12 protein-coding genes are annotated in these 22,987 nt (G+C 44.0%); 3 read left to right on the top strand and 9 right to left on the bottom strand.

Annotation, left to right across the window (positions count from 1 at the left end; all coding sequences use genetic code 11):
• The first annotated feature begins 1 nt into the window (after position 1).
• Positions 2 to 1,285 (top strand): O-antigen ligase family protein, encoded by a 1,284-nt coding sequence (locus MHN31_RS15060; RefSeq protein WP_049863805.1) that lies wholly within the window; start codon positions 2 to 4, stop codon positions 1,283 to 1,285.
• Here the strand turns inward: MHN31_RS15060 and MHN31_RS15055 are convergent.
• Positions 1,219 to 1,725, bottom strand: coding sequence for an NYN domain-containing protein (locus MHN31_RS15055; RefSeq protein WP_010384104.1), 507 nt, complete (start codon positions 1,723 to 1,725; stop codon positions 1,219 to 1,221). The two genes, MHN31_RS15060 and MHN31_RS15055, sit on opposite strands and share 67 nt — an antisense overlap.
• A 25-nt stretch (positions 1,726 to 1,750) precedes the next feature.
• Positions 1,751 to 2,089, bottom strand: a complete 339-nt coding sequence (locus MHN31_RS15050) for a hypothetical protein (protein WP_239444624.1) — start codon at positions 2,087 to 2,089, stop codon at positions 1,751 to 1,753.
• 172 nt (positions 2,090 to 2,261) lie between these two features.
• Here MHN31_RS15050 and MHN31_RS15045 point away from each other — a divergent pair, with 172 nt between their 5' ends.
• A complete protein-coding gene (locus tag MHN31_RS15045) occupies positions 2,262 to 4,910 on the top strand; it encodes a metallophosphoesterase family protein (RefSeq protein ID WP_239444623.1) in 2,649 nt (882 codons plus the stop codon).
• Positions 4,911 to 5,077: 167 nt separating this feature from the next.
• Positions 5,078 to 6,697: an FAD-binding protein gene (locus MHN31_RS15040; RefSeq protein ID WP_239444622.1), complete on the top strand. Its 1,620-nt coding sequence runs from the start codon at positions 5,078 to 5,080 to the stop codon at positions 6,695 to 6,697.
• A 43-nt stretch (positions 6,698 to 6,740) separates the two neighbouring features.
• Here the strand turns inward: MHN31_RS15040 and MHN31_RS15035 are convergent, their stop codons facing one another.
• From MHN31_RS15035 to MHN31_RS15005, 7 genes are all read right to left on the bottom strand, one after another.
• Positions 6,741 to 8,036 carry an amidohydrolase gene (locus MHN31_RS15035; protein ID WP_125562978.1) on the bottom strand — a complete coding sequence of 432 codons (1,296 nt, stop codon included), beginning with the start codon at positions 8,034 to 8,036 and terminating at the stop codon, positions 6,741 to 6,743.
• Positions 8,037 to 9,522: 1,486 nt separating this feature from the next.
• The gene (locus MHN31_RS15030; protein WP_125560642.1) at positions 9,523 to 11,949 is read right to left on the bottom strand and encodes an ABC transporter permease; all 2,427 of its coding nucleotides are present in this window, start codon (positions 11,947 to 11,949) and stop codon (positions 9,523 to 9,525) included.
• A gap of 2 nt (positions 11,950 to 11,951) precedes the next feature.
• On the bottom strand, positions 11,952 to 12,695 hold the full coding sequence (locus MHN31_RS15025; RefSeq protein ID WP_239444621.1) for an ABC transporter ATP-binding protein: 744 nt from the start codon (positions 12,693 to 12,695) through the stop codon (positions 11,952 to 11,954).
• A 10-nt stretch (positions 12,696 to 12,705) separates the two neighbouring features.
• Positions 12,706 to 13,962 carry an efflux RND transporter periplasmic adaptor subunit gene (locus tag MHN31_RS15020; protein WP_125560647.1) on the bottom strand — a complete coding sequence of 419 codons (1,257 nt, stop codon included), beginning with the start codon at positions 13,960 to 13,962 and terminating at the stop codon, positions 12,706 to 12,708.
• A 78-nt stretch (positions 13,963 to 14,040) separates the two neighbouring features.
• Positions 14,041 to 14,877, bottom strand: a complete 837-nt coding sequence (locus MHN31_RS15015) for a cupin-like domain-containing protein (protein ID WP_138538528.1) — start codon at positions 14,875 to 14,877, stop codon at positions 14,041 to 14,043.
• Between the two features lie 217 nt (positions 14,878 to 15,094).
• Positions 15,095 to 22,438 (bottom strand): non-ribosomal peptide synthetase, encoded by a 7,344-nt coding sequence (locus MHN31_RS15010; protein WP_239444620.1) that lies wholly within the window; start codon positions 22,436 to 22,438, stop codon positions 15,095 to 15,097.
• 75 nt (positions 22,439 to 22,513) lie between these two features.
• Positions 22,514 to 22,987: phosphopantetheine-binding protein (locus tag MHN31_RS15005; protein ID WP_239444619.1), on the bottom strand; the 474-nt coding region annotated here is incomplete at its 5' end.

The raw sequence follows: 22,987 nt of genomic DNA, 5'->3' as shown, positions 1-22,987 counted from the left end.
CATGCTATTCACCGCCTATTTACCCTTCAAGGACAAGCGCTTTATCAGCACAGAAGAAAAGTTGGTCTGGGCGGGTCTGGTGCTTACCTACCCCACTTTTATGCTGGGCATGCTGTATGTGATGGGCTCCATCATCGGCTGGTTGATTTTTATGGTGGTCTTAATGCGCTGCTATCTGGACCTGCGTGCTAAGCCTCGCCCACTGTCACCGATGATCTGGATGTGGATCATCGCCATGTTACTGATGCTCGTGGCTTTGCTGGTCGCACACAGCGAATGGTCTTTGGGCACCGGACAAACCATTAAGTCCACCATTGGCTGGATGAAGGGCTGGGCACTGCTGGCTATTTTTCCTGTCATTGCGGCACTTGCAAAGATCCGCAAAGAAGTGGTGATCCGCGGAGTCTGTATTGTCGCCATTCACACGCTGATTTTCTCTTTTATTTCAGTGGCATTTTATGTCGTCAAGTTACCCGGTGATATTTTCCTGTCGCCATTGAAGGTCATCGGCGGACCAGGGGAAAGCTTTTTCATGGTCAGCTTTTACGGCATTAACCCCGAGACGGGTGCCGGGCGCTGGCGCTTCTTTACACCCTGGGCTCCGGCGGCCGGATTTATGGCCTGCATTTACTTGGTCTTTTGTCTGCAAGAAACAAACAGCCGAATTCGCCGCTGGGCCATTGCTGGCTGCTGGGCCATGCTATTGTTATCGCAATCCCGTGCTGGCATCGCCATTTTCATTATGCTGTTTCCATTGGTGCTGTTCAGCGATAAGTTTAAAGAGCCCTGGATGCTGCTACTGCTTGGGATTACCGTACCCATCATATTGCTACTCGGTGAACCCATCTACAATTCAATCATGGATTCTTACGAGGCCGTGAAACAACAGCGCCCAGGCTCTACCAGAGTGCGCAAAGCGCTGGCCAACATTGCCATTCAACGCTGGCAGGCAGAAGCGCCTATCTGGGGCCATGGCATTGTTGAGCGCGGGCCCAAAATGGTGGAATTTATGCCGATTGGCTCACACCACAGCTGGTATGGGCTGTTGTTTGTCAAAGGTATGGTTGGCGCGGTTGCGCTGGCTGTCCCTATGCTGGTTTCGAGTGTCTATTTGCTGTGGGCATCGCAAGATTCAAAAACAGCGCAGACTGCGCTGTGTCTGATGGCGGTGTTGGTCTGCTACAGCTTTTTTGAGAATTTGGAGATCCTGTCGTATCTCTACTGGCCTGCCCTGTTGTGGTTTGGTTTTGCATTTAGCAACAAACGCTCATCAATGGCAATGTAACGGGTGGCTGCGCGCTTCAGCGAGTTAGCAGTGAGCTGAGGCACGCCGTACACTTCGACCTCACAGTTATGACGGCTGCGAATACGCTCGGCGAGTAAGTCAAAGTCGCCATCCCCGGTCAGCAACACCACCACATCACAATGTGGCGCACACTCCATGGCATCCAGGGTGATCCCCACATCCCAGTCACATTTGGCCGAGCCATCGGCGCGCTGAATATAGGGCTTTTGTTTAACCTCAAAGCCGATGGCTCTGAGAATATTCTGAAACTGTTGCTGCTTAGGCGCATTGGGCTCGCTGGAATAGGCCAAAGCACGATACAAAGTGCGGTCTTTTAATACCGTCTCCCAGAAGCCGTTATAATCAAAGCTTCTGCCATAGGCCTGTCTGGTGGTGTAGTAAATGTTCTGGACATCGACCAGAATGGCGATTTTTTTCATGCTGTTACGGACCTTTTAGGTTCATTCATGATGACGGCCGTGCACCACACTGAGTGTCAATGAATGCATTTATGCCCTCGTAATAAAATTGCTTGCCCAGCTCGGGCTGTTGTGTGATTGCCTTACCCAGTGCAGCCAGCAACGTGTCCGGGTTCCAGGCTTGCAGACACTGGCTATCAACCCCATGCGGTGGATTCAGTTTGAGCGCATCAAGAAAGCCAAATAAATAACCCAGGCAACCCTGCCTGAGTGCACTGTGCTGCTCGGAGCGACAGTCATCGACAAAGTACACAAGCCGACTTGGCTGATAAGCCTCACTGTGAAAACTTAACCAGGCCAACGTAAAGATCACTCTTACCCGCACATTAGGCTCCCTCTCATCTGACTGCGTATCGGCTGCATATGGCCCTACTATATCACAGCCCCCTGCCAGTGGGGGTCATAAATAAGACGTTAAAAATTCACAACTTTTACATTCCCAATACACTTGTTCCCCGGATAATCCCGCGTTTCGTTTAATTACCAAGGAAACTACTATGACCTATTCTCTGCGAATACTGTCTCTGGGCCTGGTGCTGGCGCTCAGTCAGGCACACGCCCACACCGAAGGGCTTGCAGTCCACCCCTATTTGCAATCTGCAACCCCGACCAGCATCTGGATCAAATGGGAAACCAGCAGTGGTGATGAGTCCATCGTAGAATGGGGCACCACCGCTGAGCTGGGCCAGCAAGCCAGCGGCACCAGTGAAACCGGTTATCTGCTGAGTCGTATCCATGAGGTCCAATTAACAAATCTTGCACCGGATAGCGTGTATTTCTACCGGGTCAGAACCGGTGATACTTACAGTCATGTTCATAAGTTCAGGACTCCACCGCTGGCATCTGCAGAAAAAAACAGTCGTATTCTGGCGGTCAGTGACATGCAACGCGACTCCAGTAACCCGGGGAAGTTCAGCGAGATCATTAACCAGGGTGTCTTGCCTTATGTGCAACAGGCACTGGGACTTGAGTTGCACGATGGCCTGAATATGACCCTGATCCCCGGCGATTTAGTCGACAATGGCCAGGATTACAACAGCTGGCGCACCAGCTTCTTTTCCCCCATTGCAGCGCTGGCCAGCTCAGTGCCGCTGTATCCTGCCCCCGGCAATCACGAGCGTGATACTCCAACCTACTTTAAATACTTCCGACTACCAGAAAACGGCACACCCGGCTATGAAGAACACTGGTGGTATCAGGACCATTCCAATATCCGAGTGCTGTCACTCGACACCAATACCAATTACCGTATTGATGAACAGCTCGTCTGGCTGGATAAAGTACTGGCTGAAACCTGTCTGCGTACGCAAACCGATTTTGTCTTCGCGCAGATGCACCACCCACATAAATCTGAAATGTGGATTGCCGGTGAGACCGATTACAGCGGCAAAATTGTTGAACGCCTTGAGGCCTTTTCAACGCGCTGCAACAAACCGAGTATTCACTTTTTTGGCCACACTCACGCCTATTCTCGCGGCACCAGCCGGGATCACAATCACACTATGGTGAATGTGGCTTCCGCGGGGGGCAACCTGGATTACTTTGGCGAGTTTGCCCAGCGCGACTACACGGAATTCTCAGTCAGTGAAGACGAATATGGCTTTGTGGTGGTAGATGTTACCGCCGGTGACGACCCGGCCTTTGAACTTAAACGCATTTCAATGGGTGATGAACAAGTGCCACTGAACAGTCAAATCAAGGACACACTGACTGTAAGATTAAACAACACTGTACCGTTTACGCCTGAAATATTGGCCCCCACAGGACAAGTCCCGGCCAGTTGTGCCAACGCAGTCGCAACCTTATTTGCAGATCCCGATAAAGATCCGTTTGGTGCTGCGCACTGGCAATTGAGCAGTCACTGCGATGACTTTAGCCAGCCGCTGATCGATACCTGGTATCAGCATGAAAATATCTGGGATGGGGTTGATACCCGTGCCGGCCTTGCACCAAACCGCTTTGCATTGGGTCAGCTCACGCCTGGCGCGCAGTATTGCGTCCGCATGCGCATGCGAGACCGTTCGCTGGCCTGGAGTGACTGGTCACAGCCGCAGTCATTTACCACCAATGATAGCGCACAGCTGACCGACAACCTGTTACAAAACCCGGGTGCAGAACTGGGCACCGACAGCTGGCAAGGTGACGGGCCGCTGGAAAGCCTGACAGATAAAGCCTGCGGTTCGGTTTCTCCTTATCAGGGAGAACGCTTCTTTGCCGTCGGTGGTGTCTGTGAGAATGAAAGCCAAAACGGACGCGCATATCAACGTGTTGATGTCAGCAACTGGGCTACCAGCATTGACAATGGCACCCTAAAAGCCCTGTACTCGGGCATGCTACGTAGCTGGGGTGGCAGCGATATTCCCGCTTTTGCCCTTGAATTTCGTGATGCAGATCTGGCGCTGTTGAGCAGCACACCCGAAGTTAAAGGCGGGACTGCCAGCTGGCAGGCCTATGTCCAGGAAGCGCCGCTGCCCGCCAATACCCGTTATATCGATTTCGTCCTGACAGGCCAGCGTACCAGTGGTACCGACAATGACAGCTATTTTGACAACTTAGCACTCAAGCTGGCCGAGCAAAGTGACTGCGCCACAGTGTCGGATCAGGGACCTACTGGCGTGGCGGAAGAATACATTACTCAGCAACCTGGCAACTCAGCCAATCTGCTGCAAAACCCGGGTGCTGAAGCTGGTATTCAGGGCTGGAGCGGCGCAGGTCCCATAGAGTCTCTGGCCGCTCAACAATGTGACTCGATCCCTCCTGCGACTGGCGAGCGGTTTTTTGCCGTCGGTGGCGTGTGTGCAGGGGAGTCTGCTCAGGGACAGATCAGTCAGACACTGTCTGTACAGCACTACAGCCGATTAATCGAAGCAGGCCGGGTCAGCGTCAGTTATGGCGGTCAACTTCGCAATTACAGTGGTAAGGATGTGCCCGCCATTCAGCTGCGTTTCCTCGATAATCGTAGTCAAAGGTTGAGTGACAGTGAAAAACTCAGCACCACAGCTGCACAATGGACAACCCTATCCGGGCAAACACTACTACCCAAAGGGACAGCCTATATTGAGTTTGTCCTACAAGGGACGCGTAATCAGGGCAGCGACAATGACAGCTACTTTGATGATTTGAACTTGCAAATACTTGTTGATTAAGCCATCCGCCGCCGATCTACATCGGCGGCATCTTGAACTTTTCGCATCATGACACTTTTTTGATTGTTTTTTACACTTTCCCGGTCCGGTATCTGATACATTCAATTTGCGTAAAAATCATCCCATTTACGTCCCCTCATTTTATACAACATAAAAAGGAAGTGTTTATGGAACACAATAAAAAGCAATCAGGCGAACACATCGCCACCTCACGACGTCAATTTCTCAAATCATCACTGGCTATGGGCGGTGCCGTTGGTGCAGCCCCACTGATGCTCAGCAACCCCGCTGCCGCCAGTCCTCAGTATGGTCAGTATCACAAAGTGTATGCCGACGACCCCAGATATCTCTCTATGCTCACCGGTTCTAACCTGAGGTTTCCCAATCAGCCTGGCTATATCGCGGCATGCAGCTCCGCCCATGAAGTGTACATGGCTGCCACAGAGGCCGTGGCAAATAACCTCAGGCTCACTGTGCGCTCTGGGGGACATTGCTATGAAGGCTTTGTGGTGAATGATCAGGGTGTGGTTATTGACCTCAGCAATATGGATCGAGTCTATCGCAGCGATGATCACTATGTCGTTGAAGCAGGCGCTTCTTTAGGACATACCTATAAAACCCTGTTTAAGGAATTTGGCGTGATCATTCCTGGCGGCTCCTGCTTTGGCGTCGGTGTTGGTGGTCACGTTTGCGGTGGCGGATTCGGCATTCATTCCAGACAATACGGACTCAGCAGTGACTACCTGGTGGGAGTGGAATTAATCACCTTTGATCAATGGGGCGGACAGGCCAACTATCCGCGCAGCTATTTTAAAGGTCAATCAGCAAAAGCTGACGAAATTGTCTGGGCACATCAGGGTGGTGGGGGAGGCAACTTCGGCATAGTGACTAAGTATTTCTTCAAAGACCTGCCCCCTGTGCCGGCATATATCCACCTACAGGAAATTGCCCTGCCCTGGCACTTGTTCGATTATAATCAGTTCGCCCAGCTACTGCGTAATTATGGCGAATTCTGGTACACACATAACGGCCCCGATAGCCGATTTAATGCATTACACACTTCCATGGCACTACCCAACTCAGTGGCTGGCAGCGGCGACATTCGACTATCCCTGTATTGTAGTGGCGATCCTGCCCTGATTGATGAATTTATCGATGCCTTGTTTACCCCAGAACAACTCACGGAGGCAAAAAAGGGGCTACGTACCACCAATCATATGGGCTTGCAGGAACAGGAAAACGCCCCTCAACGTCCGGTGCCGCCGGGTAGTTATTTTAGCATGCCTTGGTGGTATGGCACTCAGTATGGCGCTGGGACACTGGTTGGCGCACGGGGTAAGAATAAATCGGCTTATATGAAACAGCCTTTTCCCGACACACAAATTCAAACACTCTGGCAAACACTGCGCCATGGCGACTACCTGAGCCCAGGCGGCATGCTACAGTTGTCTTCTTATGGCGGCCAGATCAACGCGATATCGGATACCGACACTGCCGTTTCCCACCGCGATTCCATTATGAAACTACAGTATCAAACCTACTGGTTTGATGCGGCCCAGGACCCCTATCACATAGGCTGGATCAATGGCTTTTATCATGCCATGTACGGCGCTAAGGGGCCGCTGGCCGACGAAGTGATGGATGGCTGTTATGTGAATTATGCCGATGTCGATATCCCGAACTGGCAGCATTTATACTACAAACACAACTACGCCAGACTGCAACAAGTTAAACGCAAGCTAGATCCTCATAACAAGCTCAACCATGCTCAGTCTATAGAGGTTTAGCGGATTATTTTGAGGCCTTCCATGGCCTCTTTCTGCCACTGCTCTACTTAGCTTGTGTCATATAGTCCAGAGTAAACTGGGTGAGTGCCTGCGTGCCCAATTTAAACGCAGATTCATCTGCCATAAAATAAGGGGAATGATTGCTGGCCGCATTTCGGGGGTCAATGCCTTTTTCAGTTCCACCCAGAAAAACGAACAACCCGGGTACTTCCATGGCGTAAAATGAGAAGTCTTCGGCCCCCGTCACTTTAGGCATTTCAATCATACCCTGTTTACCAAACACCTTCTCTAACGTTGGTAACATTTGCTCAGTCAGAGCCGGATCGTTCACGGTTACCGGATAACCCTCGATGATATTCACTTCTGCGGTGTTGCCAGAAGCCTGTGCAATATGCTCCGCAGTGTGGGTAATTTTATCGAAGATCTGTGCCCGGTTGTCCATGTCAAAGTTACGAATGGTCCCCACCATATTCACCTCTTCGGGAATAATGTTATTACGCACCCCACCGGCAATTTTGCCAAATGACACAATAGCTGGCTCTTTGGTGATATTGATCTGACGGCTGACGATATGATTCACCCCGGAGACAATTTGCGCAGCGGCGGCAATGGGATCGGCACCTGCCCAGGGGGTGGAACCATGGGTTTGCTCTCCTTTCACACTGATCTCAAAACGATCGGCACTGGCCATAGTCGGGCCACTGCGATACCCCAGCTGACCGACATTGAGCTTAGAGGTAATGTGTAAACCAAATGCCACTTCCGGCTGATACTTTTTAAAAATCCCCTCTTTGAGCATCAACTCAGCCCCGCCTTCTTCCCCTTCTGGTGCGCCTTCTTCAGCAGGCTGAAAGACAAACATCACGTTACCGGCCAACTCACCACGCATCCCTGCCAGCACCTCAGCGGCGCCCATTAACATGGCGACATGGGTGTCATGTCCGCAGGCATGCATAATGCCAACATCCACCCCACGGTAATTGGTCGTCTTAGTCGATTTAAACGCCAGGTCGTTCTTCTCAGTCACCGGCAGTGCATCCATATCGGCACGCAACATGACTGTGGGCCCTGGCTTCGCACCTTTCAATATGCCTACCACACCGGTATAAGCAATCCCGGTTTCCACTTCCATACCCAGTGATTTAAGATGCTTAGCCACCTTAGCTGCGGTTCGCACCTCCCGGTTACCCAGCTCCGGGTTCTGGTGAATATCCCGACGCCACTCAATCACTTTAGGTTCAACCTGTTTTAGCAAACTGGCATGATCCGATGCCAGGGCAGGCATGCTCAATGCGCCCAGAATCGACGCCAGACTCAAACTCAGAATAGATTTGTTCATTTCCCTTCCTTTTATATTTGTTATTAGTCGCCATCCAAAATAACAGACAAAATCATTAGGAGAAGAGATTTGCGACAGAGCCTGGGTGAGTGCGATGAGCTAGTCTGAACAAGCGAGATGATAGTAATCGCACTTGGCTCAATCGAGGCTTATTCCGCACCGTACAGCCACAACTTGTGGCCGTGACAGATACCACCAAGGCAATTCTGACCACACCTTGAATTTGAGTTTGAATTTTAATTGCCAAAAACTTTGACAATAAGTTCATTGTTACCAATTCAGGTGCCTATGACACAGCGTTGCCATGGAGCTGAAAGGTCTAAGAGCCAAGATTTAAACGAATATCTTCAGATTCAATCTGGCGGGTATCCCACGCTTATACTTTGCCGGGTTACGGGAGTCAGAGCCGGTGCTTACTACGATTGGTGTAAGCGGCTAGCACAAGTAATAGATGCAGAAATGCTTCGCCTTTTCGCCGTATAAAGGCGCTATTCAAAGAGAGCAGGCAAAGCCTGGGATCCCGTCAAATGATGAAACAGCTTCTTAAGGAAGGCTCCAAAATTGGGCGTTTTAAAGTACCCCGTTTGACGAAAAAGTTAGGGCTTGTCGTAAGGCAAAGGCAAGCCTACAAAGTGACGACTCATAGCAAACATAACATTCAAATTGTAGATAATGTTTCGGCAGGCAGCTTAATTCAACAGCACCGAATGGTGCGTGCTCGAATAACTTGACTTATTTGCGCACGGCTCAGGGTTGAATATACTTGGCTCTTGTTATGGATTTACATTTTCGTCGCATTATTGGTTGGGCTTTAAGCAAGCGAATGACCGTTTAGTTGGTAGAACAAACTTTACATATGCCAATCAATCTGAGGAAACCACCAAAAGGAGATATATTTCATAGGAATAGAGGTTCACAGTACACAAGTATATGTTATCAGACGTTACTAACGAAGCTCGGGTTTATTGCTTCAATGAGCGGCAAAGAAGCGTGTCTTAATAATGCAGTTGTCGAGCATTTTTTTGGAAGTTTAAAAATGAATGATTGCTAAATGTTGGGCGTTCAAAATGTTATTCTATGTGCTCTGGTGTAGAGAAATACATCAGATATTACAACAAGATCAGACTGCACTGTCTCGCTGGATGATATGAATCCAATCGAGTATATAAATAGAAAGTATCCGGCTGGATTTGACCAGTACAGAACCACAAATATAAAAAATCCGGCCTATTTTAGCCGGATTTTTTAGCTTAATAAGAGGTGAATTCAGAAGCGGCCCTAGGCCTAGCACACGCCCCCGATAAACAATCTGTTATTAATAGCACAATACAAATTGACGCAGTTTATGAACTCGGGGCAGACTACCATCCTCGCTGCCGCTTGAGGTGATAACACAACGTCCGAATTGACAGCCCACTGCAATTCAACATTACGAATCCCTCATAAAGTAGCCCCCAACAAGGGATATACCTACCGAGTTAGGGCTCTATTCATACCTCAAAGATACTACTGGCTGACTTTTAAGCATTTTCTTAATAGGTATCAAAGTTGCGACAACCACAATAACCGATATTAGGAGCATTACAAAAATGATCATACTAACCAAAACAACCTGCCCGGTCCCTAGCAAAGCACCAAGCATAGACGCGATCGTTCCCCCCAAAATAGCGCCAGGGATCAGGCCGAACGACATTTGAGAAATACTTGATTTGAGGAAACCCATAATAATTTTCTCATCCGGTATTCCTAACGCCCTCCTAACTCCAATCTCTTGGGTTTTTCGTATTATTGAATTAGACATTACACCATATATTCCACTCAAGGCCAGTAAGAGAGCAATCAGAGCCAGCAATAGAAATATTTTACTAACAAAACCCACACTCGCGGTATTCTGATCTATCCGTTCTCGATATGATTTCATTGAGAAAGCAGCTACATTTGGATCAATTTGATTGAGTACCTTTCTCAAGCTTTGGACCAGTGTTTGAGGGTGAGAATTCAACTCCATTGCGACAAACAAGCCTTCTCTGGATTGTTGGCTAAATGGTCTAAAAACAGTTGGAGAATTTGCCACTTCAGAGAATGGCTCACCTTGAATGGTATTTTTTACGACTCCAGAAATTGTAATCCAGTTAACCCCATCACCATCATTCTGAACAACCCTTAGCCTTTTACCAATAGCACTTTCACCATTGAAGTACCTCTTAGAGAATGATTCCGTAACTATTGCCGTACTTTTATTATAACCAATGTCACTACTATCAAAATAGCGCCCCTCCACAAGCTTTACGCCAATTTTATCTAATGAGCCAACAGTAACAGAAGTATAATTAATCCGAGGATAACTGTCTGATGTATCATAAATTTGGCCTTCTATAGCCATAGTGGGTCTCCAGGAATAGATCCCCGGAATTTCAGACATCACGGCAACTTTACCCATGCCGTTTTGGTTTTCTAACCGCTCTTGTAATTGGTGGACAAAAGCCGTTTTTTTCTCACCACTGTTATAAGATTCATCTGGTAATCGAATCCTCGCTGTATAAAACTCATCCACATCTGCACCATAATCTGCATTAGTAGCAAACCATGTACCAATGACCATTACACCCGCGGCAATTAGTAATGTACTAGAGAGAAAAATCTGGCTAATAGTGATTATTTTCGCAAGTCGACTAGATTTACGACTTAATGCGCCTCGGGTACCATCTCTCAAAACACTATTAAAATCTCCACCAGTGGATTTAAGAGCGGGCAATAAACCAGTAACGACAACTGTGAATAGTACGAACATGAAGAAAACAACTAAGGTGTACGCATCAATCCCCATCTTCCACCAGAAAAGTGGCTTATCATCACTAAATGTTGCTGTAACGGCCTCAGTTTGACGCAAACCAATTGCGACAGCCAGTAAACCGAGCCCTCCCCCAACAGAACAAATGATAATACTGTCCCACATCATTTGCATAACTAGCCGAGCTTTAGGTGCCCCCAGAGCTACACGAATCGCAGTTTCCTTTGTCCTTTCAAGCGCACGGACAAACAGCAAATTACTCACATTTATTGCTGCTAATATAAGTAAGCCTGTTCCAGCGATATAAAGTGCGATTAGAAAGCTGTTAGCATCTTGGCCAAGTGCAGCCAGTGGCAAAGAGGTAAAATAAGCGCCCACACCCGCGTTAGTATAAGGATACAGCTCCGCATTTCGCTTCATAATAAGAGACAGCGCAGCCTGAGACTTTTCTTTATCTGAATTGGGCAAAATCCGCGCTAGCATATAACCTGTGCTGCTGCCCCTTGGACTTGAAAAATCAGGCTTTAGTGGTAACCAAATTTCAGCTGTGCTTGGAAAGTAGTACCCTTTAGGCATTACACCAACAATTCGGGTTGATTGGTTATTAACTGTAAACATCTGATCAATGACATTTTCATTGCCACCAAAATATGACATCCACATATCATAGCCAATCACAGCAACAGGTTCCGATCCTAATTTATCGTCCGACTCCAAAAACCCCCTACCTAAAAGGGGCTCTACCCTTGTAAAGTTAAACATATTAGATTCGGTTTTAATGACATTGAACTGCCTAGCGCCATCTCTTCCAGTAACATTTCCAATAGTTTGCTGATAGATAACAAACTCTTTGAAACCCTGAAGATTTTCTCTAATATCACGGCTATCTTGAATATCAAGGTCACCACCTTGATTCCATACTCCGTTTAGCGCACGGTCAAAAACAACAATCTCATGTCCATTTTCAAATGCAAGTGGCTTAGAAGCCATGGTATGTAAAAATGAAAATATATAAACACTGATCGCTAACCCAGAAGCCATTACCATAATTGTTAATAGAGTAAATTTCGGCTTTTTAAACAACATCCTAATAGCGTATTTAAACTCTTTCCAAGACGGCATAATCAACTCTCCTCTATCAATTGAGCCCGCTTGCCAAGTGATTTTTCTGGTGTTTTGATAACCTCATCACTGACTAATTTACCGTCTAAGATATTAATTACTCTCTTTGTCATAGCTGCTGACTTTGGATCGTGCGTTACCATACAGATAGTGGCACCGGCTTTATTCAGCTCGAGTAGCAAATCCATAATCGCAGATGCATTTTTAGAATCCAGGTTACCTGTTGGTTCGTCCGCTAATATAATAGTAGGAGAGCCTGCGATTGCCCTCGCTATCGCTACCCTTTGTTGCTGACCGCCAGACAATTGGGAAGGGAAATGCTTCGCGCGATGCTCCATACCCACTTTTTTAAGAGCTTCACTCACTAACGCTGCACGTTCAGTTTTATTTATATCGTGGCGATAATCGAGAGGTAATTCAACATTGTCTTCTACACTCAAATCACTAATCAAATTAAACGACTGAAAAATAAATCCTATTTCTTTATTCCGGATCGCAGAACGCTCAGAATTTGAGAGTGATTTTGTATCATAGCCTGCTATTTTATATTCACCACCACTGAAAGTGTCCAGCAATCCCATTAAAGAGAGCAAGGTAGATTTCCCTCCCCCTGAAGGACCTGTTATAGACACGAAGTCACCCTTATTTATTGAGAGAGAAATATCACTCAAAGCATGTGTTTCAACTTCATCAGTCAAAAAGATTTTTTGTATTTTTTTTAATTCTATAATTGACGTGTCTGTCATATTCCTTTCCTCAATTAATCAGTACCTTCTCATACATTTCCCATTGTGATGGGTCTGAAACTACTATTCTATCGCCTATATTTAAGCCACTTATGATTTGTACTTCACCTACTGAACCTACACCAAATTTCACACGGGTACGCTCGACAAACCGACCATCCGATGACTCTTTATATACATAGGCATCACTTTGGCTTTGAGTGTAAATTGGTTTTTTTACATATAGTGCTTGATCTATATTTGATACAGTAATAATTCCATCAACTGTTAAATCTGGTATTGCGTCTGGTGATAAAGGTAAGTCTAGCTCCACGTCAATTTGCACTTTTCCATTTATTACTGAAGGTGCGACCCTAGCAACTTCCCCTGTCATTTTGTAATTTCTTGTGTCAATAGTAACCAGCTGACCAATTGTGACGGATCGGACCTGAAGCTCTGGAATTTGAAGTTCAGCTATTAGTTCTTCTTTTTGAGCAAGTTTCGCTATATTGTCACCAATACGGACTCTTTGACCACTTTCAATTGCCACATTTTGAACAACACTGTCCATCGTCGCTATGACGGACAAATTATCAACTTGATCTTGGGCACGCTCAGCTATCTTTTTCATTTTTTTCAACCGAGCCTTGAGAGCTTGAAGTTGTGCTTGGTTATTTTCCAGCATCTTCTCATATCGTTTTTGCTGAATTTTCCACCGCTTCTCCGATTGTAATGTTTCTAAACGATTTTTTAAAAAATCAACCTCAGCTACAACTCCTAAATTCTTCTCTCGCAATTGAATCTGACTATTATATTGAACCTTGCTTTTTTCAAAATCGAGTTTTGCATTGAGAACCACTGCCTCTAAGTCTAATAAAGCCGACTCCCCTGCAATTTCACTCGCTATTGCGTCAGCTTCAATGGCCTCTAGTTCCCACTGTGTCTCTTTCAACTTCTGCACAAGTTCTGGATTATCTAGTTTGGCAATCAAGTCACCTTTTTTAACTATATTGCCAGGCTTAACATATAAAGTTTCTACACGCCCATCTACATTTGAAGCTAGCCAATTAATTTCTTTCGGTTTTAGCACACCGCTTCCTCTGACGGAAACAGTAAACCTTCCATTTTTTACTTCACTAAAAACAACCCTATCAGCATCTGCAACATAAATATCATCAGAAATGAGATTACTAATAAAGTAGAAAACCAAAAACGCAATAAAAAACACTGGTATATACCAATATTTTTTAATCACCCCCCGCTCTTTCTTTTGTCTAACTATATCCATAAAAACTCTTCTAAATAAAAACTTAACACAAAACACCCCCCATTGCGGGAGGTGTCTTTAAAGATAAATATCTATCAATTAAAATATTTCATAATGATTAGAGTTCATTAATGAACGATTTGTGAAACGATAGTAAAGTTGAGACAAAGAAATCATTGTATTATTAATAATTCGTGGAGTTTTACTATCACTTCTTGCATACGGACTATGGCACCCTCCTCTAAACTTAGGCACAAAGAACGTATTCAAAGATACTGAATCAGCTGTTATGCCTGTCGCACAATGATAGGCTGCATTTGGTATCATAACCGCATCACCGGGGTTAAGTATGATGTCATAATAGTTTTCAGGTTTAATCCATGGATTCCCTTTTTTATTCTCTTCAGCAGGAATATCATGATTCAGTGGCAAATTAACATAGTGCTTAGACGATATCTCATCATTTACTTGGGTTTTAAATATTATAATTCTTTTTTGACCATGTAACTGAACTAAGAAATTATCAAAGAAATCGATATGCAAGGTACCAGGAGACATACCAAGCCACATATAACTAAGCTGATGTCTATGCAACTTTGCCACATCGCCCTTAACGAGATTTTTATTTAAAACCCTTTTTGCGTTGAGATTTGCATATAGAGTCGACTTTTCAGCGAGATCTAAATATCTTTCATTTCCCACAACACCATCAGTTCGAGAAATAAACTCAGACATATCTATACGCCGGCTATTAAATACCCCGTTCTTTAACTTGATATCAGTATTAACAGGTACCTTACTATGGTGCTTGGCTAAATAATCCATGGACCAGTCAAACACCGATTCATCGAATAACTCTCTCCCAGGCACCGAACGAATTTCTCCCTGTCTGAACAACTCTGGCAGGTCGCTTAAAGATCCTACTTCTTGTAACATTTTTGCACTCCATCTGTAACCTATTGAAGCAATTTATTTACCATACCTTTATCACGCTTCAAAATCATCAAAAAAACAGCACTCGCCTAAAGATAATTAACGACTATCTAAAGGCAAGATCCACACTATTGCATTAATTTCAATTATATAATTAACATAATCAATACTTATCTAAGTTCTCGTATGCACATTAAGAACATACTTGGTAGCTTATTTTTTAAATTGGCATTGAATTAATTAATTTATCAGAAATCAATTTTAAACTTGCCCCTTTTAAAATCGTATAATGATCCGCAGGTACCACATCGATAGTCATGCCTCCCGTGGAGAACTTAGCCCAATGCTTCAACGGACTAGACTCATCCTCATTGACTTCTTCTGATGCCATTATCAAACTTAACTTACCTTGATAAGGTTTTGGATGATATTGACTCAAAGCTTGAGTATTTGCCCTATAGTTAAGCCAGCGTTTTCTAAACTCATTTAAATCAAGGTCCATTGATAAAGTGTTGGACGATTGTAATTTCTTAAGCGCCCCTTCTATTTCATTATCATCAACAGTATCGTTCTCACTTTCCCAAGCAAAATCATCAGTCCCTTCGTTTAATATCGATACCTCACGGACAAAGCTGCCAAATAAACTAGCCTCGTTTAAATCATTATCTTTTATCTCATGATCATATGGGTAGCTATCAATTAAGTTCAGACTTTGTACACTCACCCCCATTTTTTCTAACTGCTGAGCAACCTCAAATGCAATCACTCCACCCATAGACCAACCCATCAGGTTTACTGGCTGATGTTGGTTTAATGACTTTATGGCGTATGCATAATGTGCCGCTAGCAGTTCAATTGTTCGACTTTCACCACCATTTAAATTGCTTGGCAATTGCAGTCCATAAATGGGCCTATCCTGTCCCAATCGACGTGCGAGCTCAACATATGCGGTTACTTCACCAGAAACTGGGTGAATACAAAATAGAGGCGATAGAGCGCCCTTCGACTGGAATGTGACGAGCGACTTTCCTGCATTAAGCTCATCAACTTTAGGTAATAACCTGTCATCATCTCCCTTATCTTTCCTGCGTTTAGTAAACATCCCCAAGATCTTTTCAAGGACCCCTTTTTCCTCTTTAACTTCGGCCAATTCCACGTCACCAAAATACTGCTCACCTTCAACAACTTTATCTTCAGATGTTTTAATTGAAGTCGCTAAGTTTTTCAGTGTTGCATCTTCAAATAAATTGACCAAATTTACGTTAACGCCAAATTTCATTCGAATTTCAGATTTTAAGGTCATAGCTAAGATTGAATGACCACCACGCTTAAAGAAGTCATCACCCATAGAGGTTACTTTGTAGTTAAGAAGTCTTCCCCATATTTCAGCTAGCTCTTGCTCAAATCCATCGTTGATTGGAATAATTGAAGCCTCGTCATCAAAACGCTCAGCACTAGGTAGTGGTAACTTAGATTTATCCACCTTGCCATTGACATTTTTCGGTAACTCGTCCATGAAAACGATCGCACTTGGTAACATATAAACAGGAATTACTTGTTTTAGCGCTTCTAATAGTTCGCTTTCTGTTAACTCCGCAGACTCACTTAAAACAACATAAGCAATAATATGCTGATTTTGAGATACTTCTTGTGTTTGAATAAAAGTTTGCTGAACCTCATTCAGGTTATTAATTGCTTTTGCTACTTCTCCAAGCTCGACACGGAAACCTCTAATGCTAATTTGATCATCCATGCGGCCCAAAAACTCGAGCTCGCCATTCTTGCGATATCTGACGAGGTCTCCCGAGTGGTAGAGCTTTTCTTGATCGTTGAAGGGGCTGGCTATAAATCGCTGCTCTGTTTCTTCTAGCGCATTTATGTAGCCCTGGGAAAGGTTCATGCCGCCAATATAAAGCTCTCCAACAACACCTACCGGCACCGGAGACAGAGCACTATCTAATACATAGACTTGGACGCCATCGATTGGGGAACCAATGGATGGTGTTTCTTGAGATTCTTCAATTGAAGGGACTACCGTGAAAGTTGTAGCGACAGTATTTTCAGCTGGCCCGTATACATTATAAAGCTTAAATGATGCACTTGCTGAAGGCGCTTTTGTGAGTGCTGCGCCACCTGTAATTACCGCCCTTAGTTCAGGTGTCTCTGGCCATTCTTCATTAAGGCAAGCTTCGGTGAGAGGTGTCGCCATTTGAGCGATCGTAATCTCGCTCTGTGTCAATGCATCAATTAAATCGTTCGGAGATTTTGTAACTTCATCACTCAAAATATATACGCTTGCTCCAGATATTAGATAAACCCATATCTCGAGCATAGACGCATCAAATGAGGCACCTGCTATTTGAGAAGCTCGGTCCTTAGATGTAACTTTAAACTCTCTTTTTTGCCAATTCACAAGGTTCATCAGTGCCTTATGCTGCACCGAAACATTTTTAGGATTGCCAGTAGAGCCTGAAGTCGAAATAACATAGACCAAGCTATCCATGTCTATTTTACGGGCCGGTGCGATATTAGAATGAGTCGTTATTTCTTCTTCGGCGATATCTAACTGAATAACCTGCGATATGTCATCAGGTAACAAATCATTAAATTCCGATTTAGTTACCACCGCACTAGAATTTGAGTTATCTATTATGTGTTTTATTCGGGCTTTTGGATTCTTAATATCTAAAGGTAAGAACGCAGCCCCTACCTTTAAAGTTGCAATAAAGCTCACGATCATATCCATAGAGCGGTTCAATGCGATCGCGACGATATCTCCGGTACCAATTTTTTTGCTACTGAAGTAATTAGCTAATTGGTTTGAACGCTCATCAACTTGACGATAAGTCATCATCTTATGATCTTCAACCAAGGCTATTGAGTCGGGACTCTGCAGGGCTTGCTGTTCAAATAAACAACAAACATCCTCCGCAGATGGCTGGACTACTTCTCCTTTACCCCAAATATTTATGATCTGCTCATATTCATCTGGCGTCAGTAGTGACACTTTAGAGATAGGCTTGTCTATATCCTCCACTAAGTTATGCAGCAGATTTTCAAAGTGTGACACCATACGCTTGATTGTAATTCTGTCGAACAGATCTACGTTATATTCAAATGCAGCATTGAGGCCCCCATTATCTTCATGCATAACAAGAGTTAAATCGACTTTTGAGGTTTTGTTTTCAAGCGCAACTGTGCTTAAACGTAATCCAGGCAACTCTATGTCTCCGGTAGGAGCATTCTGTAAAACAAACATCACTTGAAAAATAGGTGAACGATGCCAGCGGTGATCTGGACTAACTAACTGGACTAATTGAGCAAAAGGCAGATCCTGATGCTCATATGCACCTATCGCCATATCCCTAACACGCACCACTAACTCATTAAACGTCGGGTCGCCCTCTAAATCTGTGCGCATTGGTAGCATATTGACAAAAAAGCCTATGATATTTTCCAGCTCTTCTTGATTTCGATTCGCAACAGGCGTTCCAACAACAATATCATTTTGCCCACTATATTTACTAAGCAGTATTTTGAAAGCACCCATTAACACCATAAACATAGTGGCATTATTTTTAACCGCAATTGATTTTAGTTTCGCAGTGCATGTTTCATTGATATGAAACTCAACTACGTCTCCATCCAAGCTCTGGTTCGGCCTTCTTGGTCTATCAGTCGGCAAGTTTATCTCTTTGGGCGCATCTTTGAGTTGTTGTAACCAGTATTGACGAAGCTGTATAAGAAAACCAAAGCGAAGCCTTTGCATTTGCCAAACTGAGAAATCACCATACTGAACACTGATGCTTTTTAGCTGGCTGGGGCGCTGCTCAATGTAGGCGCGATAAAATTCAGATAATTCATCAAACAGAATTCCCATTGACCAACCGTCTGTAATGATATGGTGAATATTGAAAAGCAACACATGTTCTGTTTGAGAATACCGCACTAGATTTATTCTAAATAAGGGGCCTGTAATAAGATTAAAAGGCTGTTGTGACTCTTCATTTAAGAATGTTTTTAGGTGCGATTCTTTTTGTTCATCAGTAATCGTGTCCAAGTTGGTCTGCACGATTATTGCTGGTTTTGCCGCAGAAATAACCTGAAAAACGTTATGCTGTTGGTCAATACTGAATGTAGTACGAAGAATTTCATGACGCTGTATCAATTGATCAAACGCATACTGCAGCGCAGCTACGTCCAGGTTACCACTAAGGCGATAGGCACCGGGCACATTGTAGGTCGGTGTATTAGGATCGAGTTGCTCTAAAAATAACAGTCTTTGTTGTGAGAAAGACGGTGTTATATTCTCTCTTTCTGAATCTTGTAGCACGACGATAGGTGATGAAGCTGCTTTATTTTCATCCCAACGCTTGTTATCAACCCCTTTAGCCAAAGCTGCTATCGTTGGCTCGTCAAATAGACTTTTCACAGGTAACTCAGTCTTTAGCACACCTTCAATTCGGGAAACCACTTTTGTAACCAGTAATGAGTGCCCGCCCAATGAAAAGAAGTTATCGTGAATTCCAACTTCCGTAATACCTAAAACGTCACCCCAGATTGAAGCGATAATTTCTTCTGTTGGTGTCGAAGCATGTACCAACTCAGCATCAGTCGAGACTTCTTTTGGAATAACCAATGCATTACGATCAATCTTTCCATTATTTGTCAGAGGAATACTATCTAAAAATACAAATTGAGCCGGGAGCATAAATGCTGGTAAACGAGTTTGTAAAAACGCTCTTACTTCTTGAGCTGTTTTTTTATTGCCAGCTAAAAATTCAATAAATGCGACTAATTTTGTTTCACCATTCGATGATGTATCAGTTATCACCACTGCTTTTGATATGGCGTTATATTCATACAGAGCAGCTTCTACTTCAGCTAATTCTATGCGGTACCCTCTAAGGCTAACTTGATGATCAACCCTTCCAATGAAGTCTATATCTCCATTATCAAGTAACCTTACTTTATCTCCTGTTTTATATAACCTAACTTTTTCGCCTTCCCCTGGTAGTGATATCGACTCAAACTGAGTTTTTGAAAGTTCCGGTTGATTTCTAAACTGAGCCGTTAAGCCAACACCGCCAACATACAGGTCACCAATAACACCGGGGGGAACAACCTGTAAATGTTTGTCTAACACCAAAGCTCTTACATTATTTATAGGCTTTCCGATTGGTGGTTTCATCGCTTTGCTCATATAATGGCTAAGCTCTTTGTAGCTCGTTACGACCGTATTTTCCGACGGGCCATATAAGTTATACAGTTTGAAAGGTGTTTTCGGTGTTGGCAGATGGTGCAGCGTATCACCGCCGGTTAATACTGACTTTAGAGGCGTATCAGATGGCCACGTTGCGTCCAATATCGAACTCACTAACGGCGTTGGTACAAATGCAATGGTGATTTCATTGTCTTGTAGCCACTTGACTAACAAAGAAGGCGACCTTTTGATATCAGCATCAGCAATATAAATACTTGCTCCTTGGGTAAAATAAGCCCAAGTTTCTAAAATTACTGCATCAAACGATACTCCAGCTAATTGAGTACTTCGGTCATTTTCTGTGATCTTGAACTGTTCTTGTTGCCAGTGCACTAAATTACTCAACGCCTTGTGAGATATCTCAACACCTTTTGGTTTTCCTGTAGAGCCCGAAGTATATACAACGTATGCAATAGCTTCAGGGTCTAAAGAAACTGGCGGTCGAGCTTTCAAATCCGTGCTAGCTGTTATTGCCACATCTATCACGTGAGCAAAATCCGAACATAAAGACGTATACTGCTGTGTACTTAAAACAACCTTGGCATTTGCATCTTTAAGAATGTATGACAGTCGCTCTTTTGGACTATTAATATCCATCAATAGGAAAGCTGCACCAGATTTTGTTATAGCAAGCATGCTGGCGATTAGATCTGAAGAGCTCTCCATACAAACAGCAATGACATCTCCTGTTGTTACATTTTGCTGCAGCAACAGCTTCGAGATATTGTCAACCTTATCAGCTAGCGCCTGATAACTACTTGATCCAGAGCTATCGACTACCGCAACAGCATCCGGTCTTTCTTGAACTTGCTGTTCAAACCTTTGAAATTCATTTCCGGCAGGGATTTCTACCACCTTCCCCTGACTCCAATCAGAAATGATATCTTGAACTTCTTCATCGCTCATTAAAGATAACTGAGAGACAAGTGAATCTGGAGACGCTATCCCTTCAATTAGTACTCTTTGATAATGATTTAATAAACGCTGAATTGTTGGAGCATCAAATAGCTCGGTACTATATTCAACCGCAATTTGGACCGAATCTGCTTTTTGTACTACGTCTATGCTAAGGTCGAACTTAGATGTCCTTACCTCGGTTGGAATGTAATGAATCCTTTCATCAACGCTGGCTGAATCTTCACTAAAAGAGAACATAGTGTTAATCAGTGGGGTTTTACCAGATCGCCGTTCAATACCAACTTCATCAACTAAACGGTCAAATGGCAACTCCTGGTTAGCAAAAGCAGCTAAATTTGATTCTCTTACTCTTGATAGTAATTCGGAAAAGCTGGGGTCACCAGACAGATCCGTTCTTAGTGGCAAAGTATTGATAAACAGGCCAATAAGTGGTTGTAACTCTTCCCTGGTCCGGCTGGATACTGGGGTACCCACAACTATATCTGTGCTGCCGCTGTATCTAGACATTAAGGCATTAAATGCTGTGAAATACACCATAAATGCAGAAGCATTATATTCGCTAGCTATCTTTTTAACATTGTCCGCAACATCCAAAGGGATATTGATAGCAATACTTGCTCCTGCCTGAGTAAGTGCGCCATGACGATGATAATCTACTGGTAAGGTCAGTGAATTAGGAGCACTATCTAAGTAAGACTTCCAAAACTCAATCTGCCCCTCTAGTTGCTCGGATGAAACACTGTCTTTTATCCACTCTGAAAAGTCAGCGTATTGTATAGTTAGTTCTTTTAACGGTGCTTCAGAACCTTCTAAGGCATGCTCGTAAATCGAAATCAACTCATCGATTAGTACTTTGAATGACCATGCATCACCAATAATGTGATGAATAGCAATAAAGAGAACAAAGTCATCTTCACTGATATTGATAATAGAAATACGAAGCAGTGGTCCAGTACGTAAATCAAACGGTTTTTGTGCTTCTCTATCAACAATTGCCTCAATTTCTGAGTCAATACTTGACGCATCTGAATCCAACAGATCAAATAAATCAACTTTAACGTCAAGCTCTGACTGAATTATTTGTACAGGCTCTCCATCTACCTCATCGAAGTGAGTGCGTAAGATTTCATGGCGCATTACCACCTTATTAATGCTCTCCTCAAGAACATTAAAATCAAGTTTGCTCTTGATCCGGATTGCAAAAGGCATGTTATATGTTGCGTTACCTGGATCTAAACGATCTATAAGCCAAAGCCTTTTCTGTGCATCAGATTGAGCATAGTAAGGCTTGTTCTCTCGCACCTTGATAGTTGTTTTTTTAGGTAATGCGATACCTTTTTTTGCAAGTGTTAGTTCCAGTAATTTCTGTCTTTCTATTGTCATTATTTTTTCTCTCAATATAAAAGTGAATGACTATTTAGCTTCCATTTTTAAGTTGTTCTCGTTCAGAATAGGCATCTAAAAATCATCATCCTGCTCCTCAAGCAGCAACATAACTTCCTCTAAAGGTAAGTCCGCAACCAAGTCGTATACCCATGCAATGTCATTAACAATCTCGCTGCCACCTAGGCAATCTTCGATTAAATTAGTTAATCCCAATACATTGGGTTCGATAAAAAATTGACGTAAAGTGATATTACATTTAAAGACACTTTGTACTTTCGATAGAATTCGAACTGCAAGCACCGAGTGCCCACCTAGTGCGAAAAAGTTGTCATTTATACTTAGGTGATCTAAATGGAGCACTTGTCGCCAGATATTTGAAATTAGAATTTGTGCTGAAGTTTGCGCGGTGTTCTCGACTTCGTCTTCATTAGACTTTGTCAATCTCAATAGTGCATGACTATCCACTTTGCCATTGGGTGTCAGCGGCATCTCATCTATAAACGTCAGTGTCTGCGGCATCATGTAATGAGGCACTGCCGCTGCCAA

It is taken from the genome of Pseudoalteromonas sp. McH1-42 (assembly GCF_022347845.1).
GTDB lineage: Bacteria > Pseudomonadota > Gammaproteobacteria > Enterobacterales > Alteromonadaceae > Pseudoalteromonas > Pseudoalteromonas rubra_D.
Note: the sequence above shows the minus strand (reverse complement) of the source record. Positions and strands in the feature narration are given on the sequence as shown.